17 protein-coding genes and 1 tRNA gene are annotated in these 22,720 nt (G+C 69.4%); 16 read left to right on the forward strand and 2 right to left on the reverse strand.

The window, feature by feature from the left end; genetic code table 11:
* Positions 1–290: 290 nt before the first annotated feature.
* The gene (locus AC5K6T_RS00750; RefSeq protein ID WP_493204795.1) at positions 291–1,517 is read right to left on the reverse strand and encodes a pyridoxal phosphate-dependent aminotransferase; all 1,227 of its coding nucleotides are present in this window, start codon (positions 1,515–1,517) and stop codon (positions 291–293) included.
* Positions 1,518–1,801: 284 nt separating this feature from the next.
* Between AC5K6T_RS00750 and AC5K6T_RS00755 the strand changes: the two genes are divergently transcribed.
* From AC5K6T_RS00755 to AC5K6T_RS00810, 12 genes are all read left to right on the forward strand, one after another.
* Positions 1,802–1,874, forward strand: a tRNA-Trp gene (locus AC5K6T_RS00755).
* 106 nt (positions 1,875–1,980) lie between these two features.
* Positions 1,981–2,265, forward strand: a complete 285-nt coding sequence (gene secE / locus AC5K6T_RS00760; protein WP_493204796.1) for a preprotein translocase subunit SecE — start codon at positions 1,981–1,983, stop codon at positions 2,263–2,265.
* Positions 2,266–2,345: 80 nt separating this feature from the next.
* Positions 2,346–3,242 carry a transcription termination/antitermination protein NusG gene (gene nusG / locus AC5K6T_RS00765; protein WP_493204797.1) on the forward strand — a complete coding sequence of 299 codons (897 nt, stop codon included), beginning with the start codon at positions 2,346–2,348 and terminating at the stop codon, positions 3,240–3,242.
* A 228-nt stretch (positions 3,243–3,470) separates the two neighbouring features.
* Positions 3,471–3,905, forward strand: coding sequence for a 50S ribosomal protein L11 (rplK, locus tag AC5K6T_RS00770; protein ID WP_006130605.1), 435 nt, complete (start codon positions 3,471–3,473; stop codon positions 3,903–3,905).
* Between the two features lie 79 nt (positions 3,906–3,984).
* Positions 3,985–4,710, forward strand: a complete 726-nt coding sequence (gene rplA / locus AC5K6T_RS00775; protein WP_493204798.1) for a 50S ribosomal protein L1 — start codon at positions 3,985–3,987, stop codon at positions 4,708–4,710.
* A 201-nt stretch (positions 4,711–4,911) separates the two neighbouring features.
* Complete coding sequence (locus AC5K6T_RS00780; RefSeq protein WP_493204799.1) at positions 4,912–5,805, forward strand: SCO4651 family lipoprotein; 894 nt, start codon at positions 4,912–4,914, stop codon at positions 5,803–5,805.
* 224 nt (positions 5,806–6,029) lie between these two features.
* A complete protein-coding gene (locus AC5K6T_RS00785; protein ID WP_493204800.1) occupies positions 6,030–6,926 on the forward strand; it encodes an SCO4651 family lipoprotein in 897 nt (298 codons plus the stop codon).
* A 467-nt stretch (positions 6,927–7,393) separates the two neighbouring features.
* Entirely contained in the window at positions 7,394–7,924 is a 531-nt protein-coding gene (gene rplJ, locus AC5K6T_RS00790; RefSeq protein WP_493204801.1) for a 50S ribosomal protein L10, read from the forward strand.
* Positions 7,925–8,039: 115 nt separating this feature from the next.
* Positions 8,040–8,429, forward strand: coding sequence for a 50S ribosomal protein L7/L12 (gene rplL / locus AC5K6T_RS00795; RefSeq protein ID WP_493204802.1), 390 nt, complete (start codon positions 8,040–8,042; stop codon positions 8,427–8,429).
* A 567-nt stretch (positions 8,430–8,996) separates the two neighbouring features.
* Positions 8,997–12,482 (forward strand): DNA-directed RNA polymerase subunit beta, encoded by a 3,486-nt coding sequence (gene rpoB / locus AC5K6T_RS00800; RefSeq protein ID WP_493204803.1) that lies wholly within the window; start codon positions 8,997–8,999, stop codon positions 12,480–12,482.
* A gap of 97 nt (positions 12,483–12,579) precedes the next feature.
* A complete protein-coding gene (locus AC5K6T_RS00805; protein ID WP_493204804.1) occupies positions 12,580–16,494 on the forward strand; it encodes a DNA-directed RNA polymerase subunit beta' in 3,915 nt (1,304 codons plus the stop codon).
* A gap of 180 nt (positions 16,495–16,674) precedes the next feature.
* Positions 16,675–17,328 (forward strand): hypothetical protein, encoded by a 654-nt coding sequence (locus AC5K6T_RS00810; protein ID WP_493204805.1) that lies wholly within the window; start codon positions 16,675–16,677, stop codon positions 17,326–17,328.
* A gap of 17 nt (positions 17,329–17,345) precedes the next feature.
* On the opposite strand, the gene AC5K6T_RS00815 is transcribed toward AC5K6T_RS00810, so the two are convergent.
* On the reverse strand, positions 17,346–18,188 hold the full coding sequence (locus AC5K6T_RS00815; RefSeq protein WP_493204806.1) for a hypothetical protein: 843 nt from the start codon (positions 18,186–18,188) through the stop codon (positions 17,346–17,348).
* Between the two features lie 487 nt (positions 18,189–18,675).
* Here AC5K6T_RS00815 and AC5K6T_RS00820 point away from each other — a divergent pair, with 487 nt between their 5' ends.
* The 4 genes from AC5K6T_RS00820 to fusA all read left to right on the forward strand — a co-directional run bounded on the left by AC5K6T_RS00820 (position 18,676) and on the right by fusA (position 22,657).
* Positions 18,676–19,194, forward strand: coding sequence for a DUF1707 and DUF4190 domain-containing protein (locus AC5K6T_RS00820; RefSeq protein WP_493204807.1), 519 nt, complete (start codon positions 18,676–18,678; stop codon positions 19,192–19,194).
* 452 nt (positions 19,195–19,646) lie between these two features.
* Complete coding sequence (gene rpsL / locus AC5K6T_RS00825; RefSeq protein WP_003948652.1) at positions 19,647–20,018, forward strand: 30S ribosomal protein S12; 372 nt, start codon at positions 19,647–19,649, stop codon at positions 20,016–20,018.
* Between the two features lie 2 nt (positions 20,019–20,020).
* Positions 20,021–20,491 carry a 30S ribosomal protein S7 gene (rpsG, locus tag AC5K6T_RS00830; RefSeq protein WP_003992340.1) on the forward strand — a complete coding sequence of 157 codons (471 nt, stop codon included), beginning with the start codon at positions 20,021–20,023 and terminating at the stop codon, positions 20,489–20,491.
* Between the two features lie 39 nt (positions 20,492–20,530).
* Positions 20,531–22,657 (forward strand): elongation factor G, encoded by a 2,127-nt coding sequence (gene fusA / locus AC5K6T_RS00835; protein WP_493204808.1) that lies wholly within the window; start codon positions 20,531–20,533, stop codon positions 22,655–22,657.
* Positions 22,658–22,720: the final 63 nt, after the last annotated feature.

Below are 22,720 nucleotides of genomic sequence, written 5' to 3' on the forward strand. Positions count from 1 at the left end.
TTCCCCTTACGGGCGCCCGCCCGCACAAAGGAATGACACAGAAACCCGACACAGAAACCCGGCGACGGAACCCGGCGACGGAACCCGGCGAGGGAACCCGGTGAGGGAACCCGGCGAAGGAACCGGCGAGGGAGCCGGTGGAACGACCGGCGGAGGCGGCGGCGCAGCGGCCACCGGGGCCTTCGCGCGTGGTCCGGCGGGGGAGCGGCGCCCGGTGCGGAGCGGCACGCGGTGAGAGACGCGAGGCCCCGCCGGAGCGCTCCGGCGGGGCCCCGTGGCGGGCGGCCGGGTCAGTCCCGGGCCTCCGCGAGCAGCTTCTGGAGCCGCGAGACGCCCTCGACGAGGTCCTCGTCGCCGAGCGCGTACGACAGACGAAGGTAGCCGGGGGTGCCGAACGCCTCGCCCGGCACGACCGCGACCTCGGCCTCCTCCAGGATCAGCGCGGCCAGCTCGACCGTGTCCCGCGGGCGCTTGCCGCGGATCTCCTTGCCGAGCAGCGCCTTCACCGACGGGTAGGCGTAGAAGGCGCCCTCGGGCTCGGGGCAGTAGACGCCCTCGATCTCGTTGAGCATCCGCACGATGGTGCGGCGGCGGCGGTCGAAGGCCTCCTTCATCCGGTCGACGGCCGACAGGTCGCCGCCGACGGCGGCGAGCGCGGCGGCCTGGGCCACGTTGGAGACGTTGGAGGTGGCGTGCGACTGGAGGTTCGTCGCGGCCTTGACCACGTCCTTCGGGCCGATGACCCAGCCCACGCGCCAGCCCGTCATGGCGTACGTCTTGGCGACGCCGTTGACGACGATGCACTTGTCGGCCAGCTCGGGCACCACCACCGGCAGGGAGTGGAACTCCGCGTCGCCGTAGACCAGGTGCTCGTAGATCTCGTCGGTCAGGACCCACAGGCCCTTCTCGGCGGCCCAGCGGCCGATCTCCTCGATCTGCTCGCGGGTGTAGACCGCGCCCGTCGGGTTCGAGGGCGAGACGAAGAGCAGGACCTTGGTGTTCTCGGTGCGGGCCGCCTCCAGCTGCTCGACCGTGACGCGGTAGCCGGTCGTCTCGTCCGCGACGACGTCGACCGGGACACCGCCGGCCAGCCGGATCGACTCCGGGTACGTCGTCCAGTACGGGGCCGGCACGATGACCTCGTCGCCCGGGTCGAGGATCGCGGCGAACGCCTCGTAGATGGCCTGCTTGCCGCCGTTGGTGACGAGGACCTGGGAGGCCTCCACGCGGTAGCCGGAGTCCCGCAGCGTCTTGGCGGCGATGGCCTCCTTCAGCTCGGGCAGACCGCCGGCCGGGGTGTACCGGTGGTACCGGGGGTTCTTGCAGGCCTCCACGGCGGCCTCGACGATGTAGTCCGGCGTCGGGAAGTCGGGCTCACCCGCGCCGAAGCCGATCACCGGACGCCCGGCGGCCTTGAGGGCCTTGGCCTTGGCGTCCACGGCGAGAGTGGCGGACTCGGAGATCGCGCCGATGCGGGCGGAGACCCGGCGCTCGGTGGGATGGGTTGCAGCGCTCATGGGCCCATCGTTCCAGACCCGAAACGCGCCCGGCACACGGGTTTCACCCACTGAACCTGTGCGGGACGCAGCGCGAACGGGTGTCCGGATCACCCGGCTCCGCCACCGGCCGCACCAGGTGATCTTCCGGTGACCGCTCACGTTCCCGGTTCTCACGGGCACTTTCTGTTCGACGACCGGCCCGGGAGCACGTACACTCTCACCTCGTTGGCCTTCAGCGGCCCGCACCGCACGCGGCGCACACCGAGCACCCGTCCGGATGCGGTACGTTGGTGGGCACACGAAGGGTCGTAGCTCAATTGGTAGAGCACCGGTCTCCAAAACCGGCGGTTGGGGGTTCAAGTCCCTCCGGCCCTGCTACACACACCGCCAGGATGTGTGCGCAGGTACGTACAGCAACGCACCCGCCGTGCGGCTCAGACCGGGCGCGGCACGGCCACGACCCGGGACCAGGTGAGGATGAATGACGGACGCCGTGGGCTCCCTCGACACGCCTGACGCCCAGGACGAGGTGCCGGAGTCCAAGAAGACCCGCAAGGGCGGCAAGCGCGCCAAGAAGGGCCCGCTGAAGCGGCTCGCCCTCTTCTACCGCCAGATCGTCGCGGAGCTCCGCAAGGTCGTCTGGCCCACGCGCAACCAGCTGACCACGTACACGACCGTCGTGATCGTCTTCGTGGTCATCATGATCGGCCTGGTCACCGTGATTGACTATGGACTCGACCACGCAGCCAAGTACGTCTTCGGCTGAGCCAGAAGCGAAGGGCGCCGCGGTTACCGGCGCCCCTTTCGCATGTTCCACCCCTCTGTATCCAGGAAGAAGCAGCCACCGTGTCTGACCAGAACCTGAACGACGCCGTCGAGCCCGTCGAGGCCGCGGAGTCGGTGGACGACGAGCTCGACATCGTCGAGGGCGCGGACGAGGACCAGGACGAGGTCGAGGCTGCCGACGCCGCGGCGGGCGAGCCCGCCGAGGAGGCCGCGCTGCACGTCGAGGGCGACGCCGACGCGGCGGACGCCGGCACCGAGGCCGCCGACGAGGCGCGGACCGGTGACGACGCCGGCACCGAGCAGGCGGAGGAAGCCGGAGAGGCCGAGGAGGCCGAGCCCGTCGACCCCGTCGCGGCGCTGCGCGAGGAACTGCGCGTCCTGCCCGGCGAGTGGTACGTCATCCACACCTACGCCGGCTACGAGAACCGCGTGAAGACCAACCTGGAGCAGCGCGCGGTCTCCCTGAACGTCGAGGACTACATCTTCCAGGCCGAGGTGCCGCAGGAAGAGGTCGTCCAGATCAAGAACGGCGACCGCAAGACGATCCGTCAGAACAAGCTCCCCGGCTACGTGCTGGTGCGCATGGACCTGACGAACGAGTCCTGGGGCGTCGTCCGCAACACCCCCGGTGTCACCGGCTTCGTGGGCAACGCCTACGACCCGTACCCGCTGACCCTGGACGAGATCGTCAAGATGCTCGCCCCCGAGGCCGAGGAGAAGGCGGCCCGCGAGGCCGCCGAGGCCGAGGGCAAGCCCGCGCCGCAGCGCAAGGTCGAGGTCCAGGTGCTGGACTTCGAGGTGGGCGACTCCGTCACCGTCACCGACGGCCCGTTCGCCACGCTCCAGGCCACGATCAACGAGATCAACCCCGACTCGAAGAAGGTCAAGGGCCTCGTGGAGATCTTCGGCCGCGAGACGCCGGTCGAGCTGTCCTTCGACCAGATCCAGAAGAACTGACGCTTCCGGACGTACCCCCCGGGCGCGCTTCGGGACGTGCTTCCGGACGTGCCCCGGGGATGCGTTCGGAGGTGCTTCCGGACGAACCGCTTCCGAGCAGGTCGGGCGCTTGCCTGACCTGCTCGGTTTTTGGCCGCGCATCCATACCCGCTATCGTTGTGCGGTATGCCTGCGTCCGGGTGATTCCCGAGCGCGGGCAGGACCCGAATCGAAAGGACCCGGAGAGCTATGCCTCCCAAGAAGAAGAAGGTCACGGGGCTCATCAAGCTCCAGATCCAGGCCGGTGCCGCCAACCCGGCCCCGCCGGTCGGCCCCGCGCTGGGTCAGCACGGCGTGAACATCATGGAGTTCTGCAAGGCCTACAACGCCGCGACCGAGTCGCAGCGGGGCTGGGTCATCCCCGTGGAGATCACGGTCTACGAGGACCGCTCCTTCACCTTCATCACCAAGACCCCGCCGGCCGCGAAGATGATCCTCAAGGCCGCGGGTGTGGAGAAGGGCTCCGGCGAGCCGCACAAGACCAAGGTCGCGAAGATCACGCGTGACCAGGTCCGTGAGATCGCCACCACCAAGATGCCCGACCTCAACGCCAACGACCTGGACGCCGCCGAGAAGATCATCGCCGGCACCGCCCGTTCCATGGGCGTCACGGTCGAGGGCTGAGTCCCCACCTCGTAGACCAGCAGTAGTGGCAGGGCCTGCTCGGCCTGGACCACGACTCCTCAGAACCTCAGGAGCAGTAGTGAGCAAGCGCAGCAAGTCTCTCCGCGCTGCGGACGCCAAGATCGACCGGGAGAAGCTCTACGCCCCGCTCGAGGCCGTCCGTCTCGCCAAGGAGACCTCCACGACCAAGTTCGACGGCACCGTCGAGGTCGCCTTCCGTCTGGGTGTCGACCCGCGCAAGGCCGACCAGATGGTCCGTGGCACCGTGAACCTCCCGCACGGCACCGGTAAGACCGCCCGGGTCCTGGTCTTCGCGACCGGTGACCGTGCCGAGGCCGCTCGTGCCGCGGGCGCCGACATCGTCGGCGCCGACGAGCTCATCGACGAGGTGTCGAAGGGCCGTCTGGACTTCGACGCCGTCGTCGCCACCCCGGACCTCATGGGCAAGGTCGGCCGCCTCGGCCGCGTGCTCGGTCCGCGTGGTCTGATGCCGAACCCGAAGACCGGCACCGTCACGCCGGACGTCGTCAAGGCCGTCAACGACATCAAGGGCGGCAAGATCGAGTTCCGCGTCGACAAGCACTCGAACCTGCACTTCATCATCGGCAAGGTGTCGTTCGACGACAGCAAGCTGGTGGAGAACTACGGCGCGGCCCTGGAGGAGATCCTCCGTCTGAAGCCGTCCGCCGCCAAGGGTCGCTACATCAAGAAGGCCGCCATCACCACCACGATGGGCCCCGGCATTCCGCTCGACCCGAACCGCACCCGCAACCTCCTCGTCGAGGAGGACCCGGCGGCGGTCTGAGCCCCTCAGGCTCGCTGAAGCAGGTCACGGGCCCCGCACCTCCGAGAGGGACGCTGTTGGTTTGAACCAACAGCGTCCTCCGAGAGGGTGCGGGGCCCGTTCGCGTACCGGCAACGGGGCCCGGCTGCGCTAGCGTCTGAACGGGGACCGGCAGCGACCGGCAGCGACCGGCGACCGGCCGGTGACGGGGAGGACGGACGGATGACGCGCAGGAACGGCACCTCGGGCCCGGCGCGGCTGCTCGGAGCCCTGCTGCTCGCGGTCGCGGTCGCGGCCGCGGCCGGCTGCGCGGGGCCCGCGCAGCCGGCCGGAGGCGGCCGTGAGGGCCGGGACGGGCACGAGAACCGCAGGCCCTCCGCGCAGCCCGCCGCGGTCGCCGCGCTGCGGGCCGCCGGGCGGGCCACCGAGCAGGCCGGGTCGGCGCGCGTGGAGTCCTCCACCACCCTGGGCCCGGACGACGCCATGACCTCCTCGGGCTCCCTCGCCTGGGCGGACGGCCTCACCGGCACCCTCACCGTCGGCTACACGGGCGGCGACGTCGCCGCCGCGCTGCGCGAGCTGGGCACCACCTCGATGCAGGCGCGCTATCTGCCGGACGCCTACTACGCCCGGCTGGGCGACGCGTTCGCCGCCCAGGCCGGAGGCCGGCACTGGATCCGCTACGACTGGGACGACCTGGCCGGACTCGGCGGGGCGGCCGGCCCGTACCTCGCCGAGCAGATCCGCGAGGCCGCCCCGCACCGGGCCGTCGAGCTGCTGCTGGCCGCCGGGGACGTCCACCGGGTCGGCACCGAGACGGTCCGCGGCGAGCGCACCACGCGGTACCGGGGGACCGCCCGCACCGCCGACATCGGCGACCGCGAGCTGCGCGAGGGCCTGGGGCGGGCGGGCGTCACCGAGCAGACCCTCGACCTCTGGGTCGGCACGGACGGGCTGCTGGTGAAGAAGGTGGAGAAGGACCGCACGGCCACCGGGGAGCTCACCCAGACCTGCTACTACGGCGACTACGGCGTGCCCGTCCACGTCGAGCCGCCCCCCGCCGCCGACACCCGCGACTTCACCGACGTGATGCGCTCCGCCCCCGGAGCCTCCTGACGCCGGGGATCCGGACGCCGCCCGCCTCGTGGAGCGGACCGCGGTCGCCGATGCCGGCGGTGCGGGCGGTGCGGGCGGTGCGGGCGGCCCGCGCCTGCCGCCGCGTGCCTCGCTGGGGCGCAGGGGCCCCGGAGCCTCGGCCGGCAAATCGGAGGCTGCCTCCGGATCTCTCGACTAGGCTCTTGCCGGACTGCGCAGAACGTCGAATTTCGTGGGGGGACTCCATGGCGCTTTCGGTACGTGGGACACGTGGCATACGTCGGACGCGTGGCACGCGTGGCATACGTGGCATACGAGGGGCCGCGGGTGCAGGGCTCGCCGGGCTGTTGCTGGCCGGGGCCGTGGGCTGCGGATCCGGTGCGGCGTCGCCGGAGCTGGAGCCCGTCGCCGCGGTGGCCAGGGCCGCGGCGAAGTCCGAGGACATCACCTCGCTGACGTACCGCATGAAGGGCACGGTGCCCGGCCAGGGCAGGATCAGCGGCACGGCCGCGATGAGTGTCGACCCGATGGCCATGAGCATGAAGATGACGGTGGACGTCCCGACGGCCGGGGCCGACGGGGAGACCGAGGTACGCCTGGTCGACGACGCGCTGTACATCAACGGAGGCGCCGAGGCCGCCGGCGAGCTGGACGGCAAGACCTGGCTGAAGTTCGACATGTCCGAGCTGAAGGAGCCCGGCGGCGCGGGCTCCGCCGGGCTGGGCGCGGCCCAGGCGGAACAGAACCCCGCGGCCGAGTCGGGCTTCCTGGCCGGAGCCGAGGACGTGGAGAAGGTCGGCACCGAGCAGGTCGAGGGAGTGGAGACCACGCACTACCGGGGCTCCGTCACCCTCGACGGCCTGCGCGACCTGATCGAGGACGAGGACGCCGGGACCCGTGAGCAGCGCGAGAAGAGCCTGGAGCGGTACGAGTCGCTCGGCGTCGACGAGATGGACATCGACCTGTGGGTCGACGGCGAGGACCACGCCAAGCAGTTCCGCACCCGCGCCGCCACCGGCCAGGGCGGTCTCGACCTGACCGTCACCTTCCTCTCCGTCAACGAGCCGGTGAAGGTGACCGCCCCGGCCGCCGAGGACACCGTGGACCTCGCCGACATGATGAGCGAGCTGAACGGGGACTGAGGCTTCCCGGGGCCGCCCCGGAGCCTCCCGAGCCGCCGCGGGGCCCCTGCGGGACCTCGCCCGGGACCTCGCCCGGGACTGCCCCCGGACCTTCCCCGGGGCAGCCCTGTGGCCTCCGCGGGACCTGCCCGGGACCTGGGCGGGGCCTGCGCGGGGCCTGCCCGGGACCTGCGCGGACGCAGGGGTACGGCCGGATTTGCCTGGGGGCGATCCGGTCGCGTACTCTCCTTCAGAAGCCAAAGACCGCTGGTCGTTGCCGTGCACTCGTTCGAGGGTTCGGTGGCCGAAGGATCCGCTGAAAATGCGGACGACCCGCGCAGGTGACAGTGGAAGAGCTCCCGGAGTGCGCACCGCGTGTGCACAGCCGGTCGAGTCCGCCCCGTGCGCCTGCGCCGGGGCGTTTCGTTTTCCCCAGTCCTCCTTCGGGTCCGCGCGGTCCGAATCACCCGGAAGGAGGCCGAGGCTCTATGGCGAGGCCCGACAAGGCTGCCGCGGTTGCCGAGCTGACGGACAAGTTCCGCAGCTCGAACGCCGCCGTGCTGACCGAGTACCGCGGTCTCACCGTGGCGCAGCTCAAGACGCTGCGCCGTTCGCTCGGTGAGAACGCCCAGTACGCCGTGGTGAAGAACACGCTGACCAAGATTGCGGCCAACGAGGCCGGGATCACGCTGGACGACCAGCTCTTCGCTGGTCCGACGGCCGTCGCCTTCGTCACCGGTGACCCGGTGGAGTCGGCGAAGGGTCTCCGTGACTTCGCCAAGGACAACCCCGATCTCGTCATCAAGGGCGGTGTCCTTGACGGCAAGGCGCTGTCCGCCGACGAGATCAAGAAGCTTGCGGACCTCGAGTCCCGCGAGGTTCTGCTCAGCAAGCTGGCCGGTGCCTTCAAGGCGAAGCAGTCCCAGGCTGCCTCCGTCTTCCAGGCGCTGCCGTCGAAGCTCGTCCGCACCGTGGACGCGCTGCGCGCCAAGCAGGCCGAGCAGGGCGGTGCCGAGTAACTCGGCTCGCTTTCTGATCCTGGCCGCCCTGCGGCGAGGGTCGCAGCGGGCCTGACGTACGCCCGCCACATCCCGTACATCCGGCACCTGCCGATCTAGTGGAAGGACCGCCATCATGGCGAAGCTCACCCAGGACGAGCTGCTCGCGCAGTTCGAGGAGATGACCCTCATCGAGCTCTCCGAGTTCGTGAAGGCCTTCGAGGACAAGTTCGACGTCACCGCCGCCGCTGCCGCCCCGGTCGTCGTGGCCGGCGGTGCCGCCGGTGGCGCTGCCGCCGAGGCCGTCGAGGAGAAGGACGAGTTCGACGTCGTCCTCACCGGCGCCGGCGAGAAGAAGATCCAGGTCATCAAGGTCGTGCGCGAGCTGACCTCCCTCGGCCTGAAGGAGGCCAAGGACCTGGTCGACGGCACCCCGAAGCCGGTCCTGGAGAAGGTCACCAAGGAGGCCGCGGAGAAGGCCGCCGAGTCCCTCAAGGGCGCCGGCGCCTCCGTCGAGGTCAAGTAAGACCTCAGCGGGTCCGCCAGGACTCACGCGCGCCGAGCGCAGCCCCGTGGGGCTGTAACGCGAACGCACCGAAGAGCGATCATCCATGCGGGTGGTCGCTCTTCGGCGTTCCGGGAGGCGGGCCGCGGTTGCCTTGCACCCGACGTGGCGGCGGGTATGGTGATCTTCGTCGTGTCCCCGCACGTCCTGGTTCCGGCCAGGGGGCCTTGACGAACCGAACGCAGCGCGCAATTCTCAGGACGCGTCGTCACAACGGTCCGAATCCGAGGCATGGACCGACGGCGAAGAGGGCAGGATCAACGTGCGTTGAGGGCATGGCCTTGTCGCAGGGGTTGAGAACAACGAGGGTTCCCGAGGTCGGGGCGCAAACCCGCACTGGACATCAGTGTGCCAAGTGGCTACACTGACCCTTTGCGCTGCCTGTTAGTTGCCCCCTGCCCGTCACCAGGGGTCTGCCCTCACCTCAGCACTGATGATCAGAACTCTCTGACCTGGGATTTCTGTCTCTTTGTGGGTCGAGGGGCCGGGGAGCGCGTAGTGAGTCCGAGCCCTCGGAAGGACCCCCTCTTGGCCGCCTCGCGCACCGCCTCGACCGCGAATACGAACAACGGCGCCAGCACCGCCCCGCTGCGCATCTCTTTTGCAAAGATCAAGGAGCCTCTCGAGGTTCCCAACCTGCTCGCGCTGCAGACCGAGAGCTTTGACTGGCTGCTCGGCAACACCGCCTGGCAGAGTCGGGTCGAGGAGGCTCTGGAGAGCGGACAGGACGTCCCCACCAAGTCCGGTCTGGAGGAGATCTTCGAGGAGATCTCCCCGATCGAGGACTTCTCCGGGTCGATGTCGCTGACCTTCCGCGACCACCGCTTCGAGCCGCCGAAGAACTCCATCGACGAGTGCAAGGAGCGCGACTTCACGTACGCCGCGCCGCTCTTCGTCACGGCCGAGTTCACGAACAACGAGACCGGCGAGATCAAGTCCCAGACGGTCTTCATGGGCGACTTCCCGCTCATGACCAACAAGGGCACCTTCGTCATCAACGGCACCGAGCGGGTCGTGGTGTCGCAGCTGGTCCGTTCCCCGGGCGTCTACTTCGACTCCTCCATCGACAAGACGTCCGACAAGGACATCTTCTCCGCCAAGATCATCCCGTCCCGGGGTGCCTGGCTGGAGATGGAGATCGACAAGCGCGACATGGTCGGTGTCCGCATCGACCGCAAGCGCAAGCAGTCGGTGACCGTCCTGCTCAAGGCGCTCGGCTGGACCACCGAGCAGATCCTGGAGGAGTTCGGCGAGTACGAGTCCATGCGCGCCACCCTGGAGAAGGACCACACCCAGGGCCAGGACGACGCGCTGCTCGACATCTACCGCAAGCTGCGTCCGGGCGAGCCCCCCACGCGTGAGGCCGCGCAGACGCTCCTGGAGAACCTGTACTTCAACCCCAAGCGCTACGACCTCGCCAAGGTCGGCCGCTACAAGGTCAACAAGAAGCTCGGCGCGGACGCCCCGCTCGACGCCGGCATCCTGACCGTCGAGGACATCATCTCGACGATCAAGTACCTGGTGAAGCTGCACGCCGGGGAGATGGAGACGGTCGGCGACAGCGGCGAGAGCGTCGTCGTCGAGACCGACGACATCGACCACTTCGGCAACCGCCGCCTGCGCAGTGTCGGCGAGCTCATCCAGAACCAGGTCCGCACGGGTCTGGCCCGGATGGAGCGCGTCGTGCGCGAGCGCATGACCACCCAGGACGTCGAGGCGATCACGCCGCAGACCCTGATCAACATCCGGCCGGTCGTCGCCTCCATCAAGGAGTTCTTCGGCACCAGCCAGCTGTCCCAGTTCATGGACCAGAACAACCCGCTGTCCGGGCTGACGCACAAGCGCCGTCTGTCCGCGCTCGGCCCGGGTGGTCTGTCCCGTGAGCGGGCCGGCTTCGAGGTCCGCGACGTGCACCCGTCGCACTACGGCCGCATGTGCCCGATCGAGACGCCGGAAGGCCCGAACATCGGTCTGATCGGCTCGCTCGCCTCCTACGGCCGGGTCAACGCGTTCGGCTTCGTCGAGACGCCCTACCGCAAGGTCGTCGACGGCCAGGTCACCGACGAGGTGGACTACCTGACCGCCGACGAGGAGGACCGCTTCGTCATCGCGCAGGCCAACGCCGGCCTCACCGACGACCTGCGCTTCGCCGAGAACCGCGTGCTCGTCCGCCGCCGCGGCGGCGAGGTCGACTACGTCCCCGGCGACGACGTGGACTACATGGACGTCTCCCCGCGCCAGATGGTGTCGGTCGCGACCGCCATGATCCCCTTCCTGGAGCACGACGACGCCAACCGCGCCCTCATGGGCGCGAACATGATGCGCCAGGCCGTTCCGCTGATCCAGGCGGAGTCCCCGCTCGTCGGCACCGGCATGGAGTACCGCTCCGCCGTCGACGCCGGCGACGTCGTCAAGGCCGAGAAGCCCGGTGTGGTCCAGGAGGTCTCCGCGGACTACATCACCACCGCCAACGACGACGGCACGTACATCACGTACCGCCTGGCCAAGTTCGCCCGCTCCAACCAGGGCACCTCGGTCAACCAGAAGGTCATCGTCAGCGAGGGCGACCACGTCATCGAGGGCCAGGTCCTCGCCGACGGCCCCGCCACCCAGCAGGGTGAGATGGCGCTCGGCAAGAACCTGCTCGTGGCGTTCATGCCGTGGGAGGGCCACAACTACGAGGACGCGATCATCCTGTCGCAGCGCCTCGTGCAGGACGACGTCCTCTCCTCGATCCACATCGAGGAGCACGAGGTCGACGCCCGGGACACCAAGCTCGGCCCCGAGGAGATCACCCGGGACATCCCGAACGTCTCCGAGGAGGTCCTCGCCGACCTCGACGAGCGCGGCATCATCCGCATCGGCGCCGAGGTCATCGCCGGCGACATCCTCGTCGGCAAGGTCACCCCCAAGGGCGAGACCGAGCTGACCCCCGAGGAGCGCCTGCTGCGCGCGATCTTCGGCGAGAAGGCCCGCGAGGTCCGCGACACCTCGCTGAAGGTGCCGCACGGCGAGACCGGCAAGGTCATCGGCGTGCGCGTCTTCGACCGCGAGGAGGGCGACGAGCTTCCCCCCGGCGTCAACCAGCTGGTCCGCGTCTACGTGGCCCAGAAGCGCAAGATCACCGACGGTGACAAGCTCGCCGGCCGGCACGGCAACAAGGGCGTCATCTCCAAGATCCTGCCGATCGAGGACATGCCGTTCCTGGAGGACGGCACCCCGGTCGACATCATCCTCAACCCGCTGGGTGTGCCGTCCCGGATGAACCCCGGACAGGTCCTGGAGATCCACCTCGGCTGGCTCGCCAGCCGCGGCTGGGACGTCTCCGGTCTCGCCGACGAGTGGGCCCAGCGGCTGCAGGCCATCGGCGCCGACTCCGTCGCCCCCGGCACCAACGTCGCCACCCCGGTCTTCGACGGTGCGCGCGAGGACGAGCTGGCCGGTCTGCTGCAGCACACCATCCCCAACCGCGACGGCGAGCGCATGGTGCTGCCGTCCGGCAAGGCACGACTGTTCGACGGCCGCTCCGGCGAGCCGTTCCCGGACCCGATCTCCGTCGGGTTCATGTACATCCTCAAGCTGCACCACCTGGTCGACGACAAGCTGCACGCCCGCTCGACCGGCCCCTACTCGATGATCACCCAGCAGCCGCTGGGCGGTAAGGCGCAGTTCGGCGGTCAGCGCTTCGGCGAGATGGAGGTGTGGGCCCTGGAGGCCTACGGCGCCGCGTACGCCCTCCAGGAACTGCTGACCATCAAGTCCGACGACGTCACCGGCCGCGTGAAGGTCTACGAGGCCATCGTCAAGGGCGAGAACATCCCCGAGCCCGGCATCCCCGAGTCCTTCAAGGTGCTCATCAAGGAGATGCAGTCGCTCTGCCTGAACGTGGAGGTGCTGTCCAGCGACGGTATGTCCATCGAGATGCGTGACACCGACGAGGACGTCTTCCGCGCTGCGGAGGAGCTCGGCATCGACCTGTCCCGGCGCGAGCCGAGCAGCGTCGAAGAGGTCTGACGGGAGTCCGGCGGACCTTGAGCGATCAAGGCCCGCCGGCCCCAGGACCCCCGTTTCAGACCCCAAGACTTACGACCCTGAGAGGGATTGACGCATAGTGCTCGACGTCAACTTCTTCGACGAGCTCCGGATCGGCCTCGCCACCGCTGACGACATCCGCCAGTGGAGCCACGGCGAGGTCAAGAAGCCCGAGACCATCAACTACCGCACCCTCAAGCCCGAGAAGGACGGACTCTTCTGCGAGAAGATCTTCGGTCCGACCCGGGACTGGGAGTGCTACTGCGGCAAGTACAAGCGCGTCCGCTTCAAGGGCATCATCTGCGAGCGCTGCGGCGTCGAGGTCACCCGCGCCAAGGTGCGCCGTGAGCGGATGGGCCACATCGAGCTGGCCGCCCCCGTCACCCACATCTGGTACTTCAAGGGCGTCCCGTCCCGCCTGGGCTACCTGCTGGACCTCGCCCCGAAGGACCTGGAGAAGGTCATCTACTTCGCGGCGTACATGATCACGTACGTGGACGAGGAGCGCCGCACCCGCGACCTGCCCTCGCTGGAGGCGCACGTCTCCGTCGAGCGCCAGCAGATCGAGCAGCGCCGCGACGCCGACCTGGAGGCCCGCGCCAAGAAGCTCGAGAACGACCTGGCCGAGCTGGAGGCCGAGGGCGCCAAGGCCGACGTGCGCCGCAAGGTGCGCGAGGGCGCCGAGCGCGAGATGAAGCAGCTGCGCGACCGCGCGCAGCGCGAGATCGACCGCCTCGACGAGGTGTGGAACCGGTTCAAGAACCTCAAGGTCCAGGACCTGGAGGGCGACGAGCTGCTCTACCGCGAGCTGCGCGACCGCTTCGGCACCTACTTCGACGGCTCGATGGGCGCCGCGGCGCTGCAGAAGCGCCTGGAGTCCTTCGACCTCGACGAGGAGGCCGAGCGCCTCCGCGAGATCATCCGCACCGGCAAGGGGCAGAAGAAGACCCGCGCCCTGAAGCGGCTGAAGGTCGTCTCCGCGTTCCTGCAGACCTCCAACAGCCCCAAGGGCATGGTCCTGGACTGCGTCCCGGTCATCCCGCCGGACCTGCGTCCCATGGTGCAGCTGGACGGTGGCCGCTTCGCGACCTCCGACCTGAACGACCTGTACCGCCGTGTCATCAACCGCAACAACCGCCTGAAGCGGCTTCTCGACCTCGGTGCCCCCGAGATCATCGTGAACAACGAGAAGCGCATGCTCCAGGAGGCCGTCGACGCGCTCTTCGACAACGGCCGCCGCGGCCGCCCGGTCACGGGCCCCGGCAACCGTCCGCTGAAGTCGCTGTCCGACATGCTCAAGGGCAAGCAGGGCCGCTTCCGCCAGAACCTGCTCGGCAAGCGTGTGGACTACTCCGCGCGTTCCGTGATCGTCGTCGGTCCGCAGCTGAAGCTGCACCAGTGCGGTCTGCCGAAGGCGATGGCGCTGGAGCTGTTCAAGCCGTTCGTGATGAAGCGCCTGGTCGACCTGAACCACGCGCAGAACATCAAGTCGGCCAAGCGCATGGTGGAGCGTGGCCGCACCGTGGTGTACGACGTCCTCGAAGAGGTCATCGCCGAGCACCCGGTGCTGCTGAACCGTGCGCCCACCCTGCACCGCCTCGGCATCCAGGCCTTCGAGCCGCAGCTGGTCGAGGGCAAGGCCATCCAGATCCACCCGCTCGTCTGCACCGCGTTCAACGCGGACTTCGACGGCGACCAGATGGCCGTGCACCTGCCGCTGTCCGCGGAGGCGCAGGCCGAGGCCCGCATCCTGATGCTGTCCTCGAACAACATCCTCAAGCCCGCCGACGGCCGTCCGGTGACGATGCCGACCCAGGACATGGTCCTCGGTCTGTACTTCCTCACCACCGACGCCGAGGGCCGCGAGGCCAAGGGCGGGGACCGGTCGTTCTCGTCCGTGGCCGAGGCGATCATGGCGTTCGACGCCGGCGAGCTCTCGCTGCAGTCGCGCGTGGACATCCGCTTCCCGGTGGGCACCATCCCGCCGCGCGGCTGGACCCCGCCGGCCGGCGAGGAGGCCGACGAGACCGTGGGCGAGCGGCCCTGGCAGCAGGGCGACACCTTCACGCTGAAGACCACGCTGGGCCGTGCGCTCTTCAACGAGCTGCTGCCCGAGGACTACCCGTTCGTCGACTACGAGGTCGGCAAGAAGCAGCTCTCCCAGATCGTCAACGACCTGGCCGAGCGCTACCCGAAGGTCATCGTGGCGGCGACGCTCGACAACCTGAAGGCGGCGGGCTTCTTCTGGGCCACCCGCTCCGGCGTCACCGTCGCCATCTCCGACGTCGTCGTCCCCGAGGCGAAGAAGGAGATCGTCGCCGGGTACGAGGCCAAGGACGAGAAGGTCCAGAAGCAGTACGAGCGCGGTCTGATCACCAAGGACGAGCGCACGCAGGAGCTCATCGCGATCTGGACCAACGCGACCAACGAGGTCGCCGCGGCGATGAACGACAACTTCCCGAAGACCAACCCGATCTTCATGATGGTGAGCTCGGGCGCGCGCGGCAACATGATGCAGATGCGTCAGATCGCCGGTATGCGTGGTCTGGTGTCGAACGCGAAGAACGAGACCATCCCGCGTCCCATCAAGGCCTCGTTCCGTGAGGGTCTGTCCGTGCTGGAGTACTTCATCTCCACGCACGGTGCCCGTAAGGGTCTGGCGGACACCGCCCTGCGTACCGCCGACTCGGGTTACCTCACCCGTCGTCTGGTGGACGTCTCCCAGGACGTCATCATCCGCGAGGAGGACTGCGGCACCGAGCGCGGCCTGCGGCTGCAGATCGCCGACCGCACCGAGGACGGCGGCCTGCTCAAGGCGGAGGACGTCGAGACGTCCGTGTACGCGCGCTGCCTCGCCGAGGACATCGTCGTGGACGGCAGGGTGCTGGCCCCGGCCGGCACCGACCTGGGCGACGTGCTCATCGACGAGCTCATCCTCAACGGCGTCGGCGAGGTCAAGACCCGCTCGGTCCTGACCTGCGAGTCCGCCGTCGGCACCTGCGCCATGTGCTACGGCCGCTCGCTGGCCACCGGCAAGCTGGTCGACATCGGCGAGGCGGTCGGCATCATCGCCGCCCAGTCCATCGGTGAGCCCGGCACCCAGCTGACGATGCGTACCTTCCACACCGGTGGTGTGGCCGGTGACGACATCACCCAGGGTCTGCCGCGTGTCGTCGAGCTCTTCGAGGCCCGTACCCCGAAGGGCGTCGCCCCGATCTCCGAGGCCTCCGGCCGCGTCCGGATCGAGGAGACCGAGAAGACCAAGAAGCTGGTCGTCACCCCGGACGACGGCAGCGACGAGACGGCGTACCCGATCTCCAAGCGGGCCCGTCTCCTGGTCGGCGAGGGCGAGCACGTCGAGGTGGGCCAGAAGCTCACCGTGGGTGCCACCAACCCGCACGACGTGCTGCGCATCCTGGGCCAGCGCGCCGTCCAGGTCCACCTGGTCGGCGAGGTCCAGAAGGTCTACAACTCGCAGGGTGTGTCGATCCACGACAAGCACATCGAGATCATCATCCGGCAGATGCTGCGCCGCGTGACGATCATCGAGTCCGGCGACGCCGAGCTGCTGCCCGGCGAGCTGGTCGAGCGCTCGAAGTTCGAGTCCGAGAACCGTCGTGTGGTCCAGGAGGGCGGCCACCCCGCCTCCGGCCGTCCGCAGCTCATGGGTATCACCAAGGCCTCGCTGGCGACCGAGTCGTGGCTGTCCGCGGCGTCCTTCCAGGAGACGACCAGGGTCCTCACGGACGCGGCGATCAACGCCAAGTCCGACTCCCTGATCGGCCTCAAGGAGAACGTCATCATCGGTAAGCTCATCCCGGCCGGTACGGGCCTGTCCCGCTACCGCAACATCCGGGTCGAGCCGACCGAGGAGGCCAAGGCCGCCATGTACTCGGCCGTCGGCTACGACGACATCGACTACTCGCCGTTCGGCACCGGCTCCGGCCAGGCCGTCCCGCTGGAGGACTACGACTACGGTCCGTACAACCAGTAGGCGGTCATCCGCTTGACGTGAAGGGCGGTCACCCTCAGGGGTGGCCGCCCTTCGGCGTTGTTCGGGTCTGTCGTTCGAGTGATTGCCGTGGTGCCGCGGGCGCGGCCGTCCCCGTCCCGGCGGCCGGCGTGCGAGGTTGTGCGCTGAACCCAGTCCGAGGGGAGCCGAGGTGCGGACCTCATGACGTCAGCTGCGGCCCGGAGCCTGGCCGTGGCAGCCGTGCTGGCCGCGCTGGCGACGGTGGCGGCCTGCGGCGGGGGCGGCGCCGTGCAGCAGTCGCCCGCCGAGACCACCGAGGCCACCGGGACCGGCGGGACCGGCGGGACCGGGACCACGGAGACCGGCGGGCAGGAGGGGCAGGGCGAGATCTTCGTGGGCAGTGACGACGAACCGCCCTCCGCGCGGGCGGTCAGCCTGGGGAGGACGCGACCGGACGAACCGGTACAGGGCACCGTGGAGGTCCGGGGAGCGCAGACGTCGACCCCGCTGCAGGGCATCGTCGCGGAGATCGAGGGCCAGAACCTCCCGCTCCAGCAGACGTGCCGGGGAGAGGTGCCCCCGGAGGGCTGCGTGGTGACCTTCCGGTACACGCCGACCCGGCCCGGGCCGTACGCCGGGCAGCTCACGGTGACGCTGGCCGACGGTTCCACCGTCGTCGCCCCGATCACGGGCGAGGCGGTCGGGGGCGAGACGCCGACGCCGTCGTCCGCCGGGCCCACGACGGCCTCCCCGGGGCCCACGGACACGGACGCGGGGACGGGGGAGCGGACGCCGGAGGAACTCACCGACGTCCCCACGGACGTCCCCACCTCCGCCGAGGACCTCCTCCCCTGAGGGAGGCCGGGCCGCCGTCACGCGGCGCGGATCTCCAGCCAGGCCGTGCCGTCGTCGGGCAGCACGACCACATGGCGGTCGGCGTAGCTGCGGGCGGTGTGGGAGATCAGGTAGTAGCGGGCCGGGGCCTTCGCGAGGATGCGGAAGCCCCGGTACTCGTAGCGGAACGGCGCGCTCGCACTGCCGTGGTCCATGAACTCGATCTCCGGCGCGTTGTGGCGCAGCGGCACCCGTGAGTGGACCACCACGTACGGGTTGCCCCGATAGCCCTGCTCCGCGTCCAGGATGGCGTCGCCGCGGCCGACGTCGGCGACGAACAGCGCCATGTCGTAGAAGAGGCCCAGCGTCAGCAGCCCGATGAGCAGGGTGCCGGCCCCCAGCCACAGCCGGTCGCCGGGCGAGGTCTTCCGGACGCGGGCCCCGCCGTCCTCCGCCAGACGCAGATGGACGGCGAAGACGGCGAGGGTGGCGCCCACCACCACCGACAGGCCCGGCAGGAACCGGCGGGGCAGACCCTCCGGGAACAGGGACACGTCGGTGAAGAACACCGGCAGGCCGATGAGCATCATGACCACGCCGGAGACGAGCAGCCAGGTGATCGCCGCACGGCGCCGGACCGCGCGTGCCGGCCCGGCCAGCGCACGTCCCAGCCAGCCCAGTACCAGGAACATGACCAGCCCGCCGAGCAGCAGGGCGCACAGGGGCAGCAGGACGGCGCTCGTGCTGTTGGCGACGATGCCCTGGACGGAGAAGCCGAGGTCCTCGGGGAGCACCCCGAGGGCGGAGTAGTAGGCCTTGGTGTAGAGGCTGCCGAAGTAGTAGAGCAGGGCGAAGGCGATGACGCCCGGCGCCCCGACCAACGCCGCCTTCTCCAGGAACGCCGACGTGGGAGAGGGCCGCGGCGGGGGATCGGGCGGGGGGTGCGGCGGGGCATCGGGCGGCACGCCCGGCGGGGTGTCGGGAGGACGGCCGGGAGGGGACGGCGGTTGCGACGTGGACACGGCCATCAGTCTGTGGGCCCGCGAGCGGGCCCGCACCCGTTGCCGAGCCGCTCGGCTGACCCGGCCGGGCCCGCCGCCCGGGTCGGTCCGGCACGGTCGGGGCCGGTCGGGGCCGGTCGGGGCGGTCCGTGGCCGATACGGTGCGGGCGGGGGCCGAGTACGGTGCGTTCCTCGGCGTTCCTCGGCGGTCCTCGGCGGTCCTCGGCGGTCCTCGGCGGTCCAGGGCGGTCCGGTGTGATCCGGGGGCTCCGGGGCGGAGCGGGGTGGTCCGGGGCGGAGCGGGGCTGTCTCGGCGGTACTGCTTCGGAGCATGATGAGTACTCACAGTCTTGGGAGGTGCTCGTCGGTGTCGTATCCCGCTTGGCAGCCGTGGACGGGGCCGAACACCCCGTCGATGCTCGCCTCCCATGCCGACCGCGAGCGGGCGGTCGACGTGCTGCGGGCCGGGTTCGGCGAGGGCCGGCTGGCGCGCGGCGAGTTCGAGAAACGGGTGGAGCGGGCCTATGCCGCGCGGACGGTGGGGGAGCTGGCGCTGCTGGTCGCCGACCTGCCGCAGGGGCCCGTACCGCAGCACCAGCCGCCCGCGCAGGGCGTGGTGCCCGCGGCGTTCGTCCCCGCCGCCGTGCCCCGGACCAACGGCAAGGCCGTGGCGTCGGCGGTCTGCGGCGGACTGGTGTTCTTCTCCGGCGGGCTCACCGGGATCCCCGCGGTGATCCTCGGCCATGCGGCACGGGCCGAGATCCGGCGTACGGGGGAGAGCGGCGACGGGGCGGCGCTGACCGGGCTGGTCCTGGGCTGGATCGCGATCGGGTCGTGGGCGGCCCTGCTGCTGTCCCTGGTGCTGATGGCGGTGCTGCTGGCGTGAACGTGCGGGCCGGGCGGAGCGGCGGGAGCCGGCCCCCGCGCCGGGGACGTTCCCCGCGCGCTGCCCGCTGCCGCTGCCTGCCGCCGGCCTCCGTCGGGTGCCCGCGCGGTGCGTGCGCGGGCGCGCCCGGGGGCCGGCCGGTGTGCACGGAACCGCGCTCCGGGGGCCGCGGTGGATCATGTACGGACAGGTGTCCGGTACGCGCCCTTTTGCGCGGTCTCTCCATTTGTTTTGACCGCAGCGAATGAGGTAGGTACGCTCAGACCTTGTGCCTGGGGTGTGCCCTGGCCCTCGTGCGTGCCTTCAACCGCAGGGGGGTCGAGATCGGCCACCGTAATCTGCGCCCTTCCCGCCCTGCGGCGGAGGTCTGCGGGATTCGACACACCCGACCGCGTGGGTCGGAGACGTTCCAGGTTAGCTGTACCTATCGGCACACAGAAACCGGAGAAGTAGTGCCTACGATCCAGCAGCTGGTCCGCAAGGGCCGGCAGGACAAGGTCGAGAAGAACAAGACGCCCGCACTCGAGGGTTCCCCTCAGCGCCGCGGCGTCTGCACGCGTGTGTTCACGACCACCCCGAAGAAGCCGAACTCGGCCCTGCGTAAGGTCGCGCGTGTGCGTCTGACCAGCGGGATCGAGGTCACCGCTTACATTCCGGGTGAGGGACACAACCTGCAGGAGCACTCCATCGTGCTCGTGCGTGGTGGCCGTGTGAAGGACCTGCCGGGTGTTCGCTACAAGATCATCCGCGGCTCCCTCGACACCCAGGGTGTCAAGAACCGCAAGCAGGCCCGCAGCCGCTACGGCGCCAAGAAGGAGAAGTAAGAATGCCTCGTAAGGGCCCCGCCCCGAAGCGCCCGGTCATCATCGACCCGGTCTACGGTTCTCCTCTGGTGACCTCCCTCATCAACAAGGTGCTGCTGAACGGCAAGCGCTCCACCGCCGAGCGCATCGTGTACGGCGCCATGGAGGGTCTGCGCGAGAAGACGGGCAACGACCCGATCATCACGCTGAAGCGCGCCCTCGAGAACATCAAGCCGACCCTTGAGGTCAAGTCCCGCCGTGTCGGTGGTGCGACGTACCAGGTTCCGATCGAGGTCAAGCCCGGTCGCGCCAACACGCTCGCGCTGCGCTGGCTGGTCGGTTACTCCCGCGCCCGCCGCGAGAAGACCATGACCGAGCGTCTGCTCAACGAGCTCCTCGACGCCTCCAACGGCCTGGGCGCCGCTGTGAAGAAGCGCGAGGACACGCACAAGATGGCCGAGTCCAACAAGGCCTTCGCGCACTACCGCTGGTAGTCGCAGTCCACATCGAGACCGAGAGAAGACTGAAGCCTTATGGCTACCACTTCGCTTGACCTGGCCAAGGTGCGCAACATCGGCATCATGGCCCACATCGACGCGGGCAAGACGACCACCACCGAGCGGATCCTGTTCTACACCGGTGTGTCGTACAAGATCGGTGAGGTCCACGACGGCGCTGCCACCATGGACTGGATGGAGCAGGAGCAGGAGCGTGGCATCACGATCACCTCCGCTGCCACCACCTGCCACTGGCCGCTGGAGAACGTCGACCACACCATCAACATCATCGACACCCCGGGGCACGTCGACTTCACCGTCGAGGTGGAGCGCTCCCTGCGCGTGCTCGACGGTGCCGTGACGGTGTTCGACGGCGTCGCCGGCGTGGAGCCCCAGTCCGAGACGGTGTGGCGTCAGGCGGACCGCTACGGCGTTCCGCGTATCTGCTTCGTCAACAAGCTCGACCGCACCGGTGCCGAGTTCCACCGCTGTGTCGACATGATCACTGACCGCCTGGGCGCTCAGCCGATCGTCATGCAGCTCCCGATCGGTGCCGAGGCCGACTTCAAGGGCGTCGTCGACCTGGTGACGATGAAGGCCCTGGTGTGGTCCGCCGAGGCCACCAAGGGCGAGATGTACGACACCGTCGACATCCCGGACACCCACGCCGAGGCCGCCGAGGAGTACCGCGGCAAGCTGCTGGAGGCCGTGGCCGAGAACGACGAAGAGATCATGGAGCTGTACCTGGAGGGCCAGGAGCCTTCCGTGGAGCAGCTGTACGCCGCGATCCGTCGTATCACCATCGCGTCCGGCAAGGGCGGCGGCACCACCGTCACCCCCGTGTTCTGCGGTACCGCGTTCAAGAACAAGGGCGTGCAGCCCCTGCTCGACGCGGTCGTGCGCTACCTGCCGTCCCCGGTCGACATCGAGGCCATCGAGGGCCACGACGTCAAGGACCCCGAGGTCGTCATCAAGCGCAAGCCGTCGGACGAGGAGCCCCTCTCCGCGCTGGCGTTCAAGATCATGAGCGACCCGCACCTCGGCAAGCTCACCTTCGTCCGGGTCTACTCGGGCCGCCTGGAGTCCGGCTCTTCGGTGCTGAACTCCGTCAAGGGCAAGAAGGAGCGCATCGGCAAGATCTACCGTATGCACGCCAACAAGCGTGAGGAGATCGACTCGGTGGGCGCCGGCGACATCGTCGCCGTCATGGGCCTGAAGCAGACCACCACCGGTGAGACGCTCTCCGACGACAAGCAGCCGGTGATCCTGGAGTCCATGGACTTCCCGGCCCCGGTCATCCAGGTCGCCATCGAGCCCAAGTCGAAGGGCGACCAGGAGAAGCTCGGCGTCGCGATCCAGCGCCTGGCCGAGGAGGACCCGTCCTTCCAGGTCCACTCCGACGAGGAGACCGGCCAGACCATCATCGGCGGCATGGGCGAACTGCACCTGGAGGTGCTGGTCGACCGTATGCGCCGTGAGTTCCGGGTCGAGGCCAACGTCGGCAAGCCGCAGGTGGCGTACCGCGAGACGATCCGCAAGGCCGTCGAGCGCGTCGACTACACCCACAAGAAGCAGACCGGTGGTACCGGTCAGTTCGCGAAGGTGCAGATCGGCATCGAGCCGCTCGAGGGTGGCGACACCTCGTACGAGTTCGTGAACAAGGTGACCGGTGGCCGCATCCCGAAGGAGTACATCCCTTCGGTGGACGCCGGTGCGCAGGAGGCCATGCAGTTCGGCATCCTCGCCGGCTACGAGATGACCGGCGTGCGCGTCATCCTGCACGACGGTGGCTACCACGAGGTCGACTCCTCCGAGCTCGCCTTCAAGATCGCCGGCTCGCAGGCCTTCAAGGAGGCCGCGCGCAAGGCCAGCCCCGTGCTCCTCGAACCGATGATGGCCGTCGAGGTCACCACGCCCGAGGACTACATGGGCGAGGTCATCGGCGACATCAACTCCCGCCGTGGCCAGATCCAGGCCATGGAGGAGCGGGCCGGTGCCCGCGTCGTGAAGGGTCTCGTGCCCCTCTCGGAGATGTTCGGTTACGTCGGCGACCTGCGCAGCAAGACGTCCGGCCGGGCCAGCTACTCCATGCAGTTCGACTCCTACGCCGAGGTTCCGCGGAACGTCGCCGAGGAGATCATCGCGAAGGCCAAGGGCGAGTAACGCACCGCGTTCTCACGCCGTAGGCTTGACTCCGGAGCCTCCAGGGGCATTCCCCCGCAAACG

This window comes from Streptomyces sp. B8-7 (assembly GCF_058833805.1).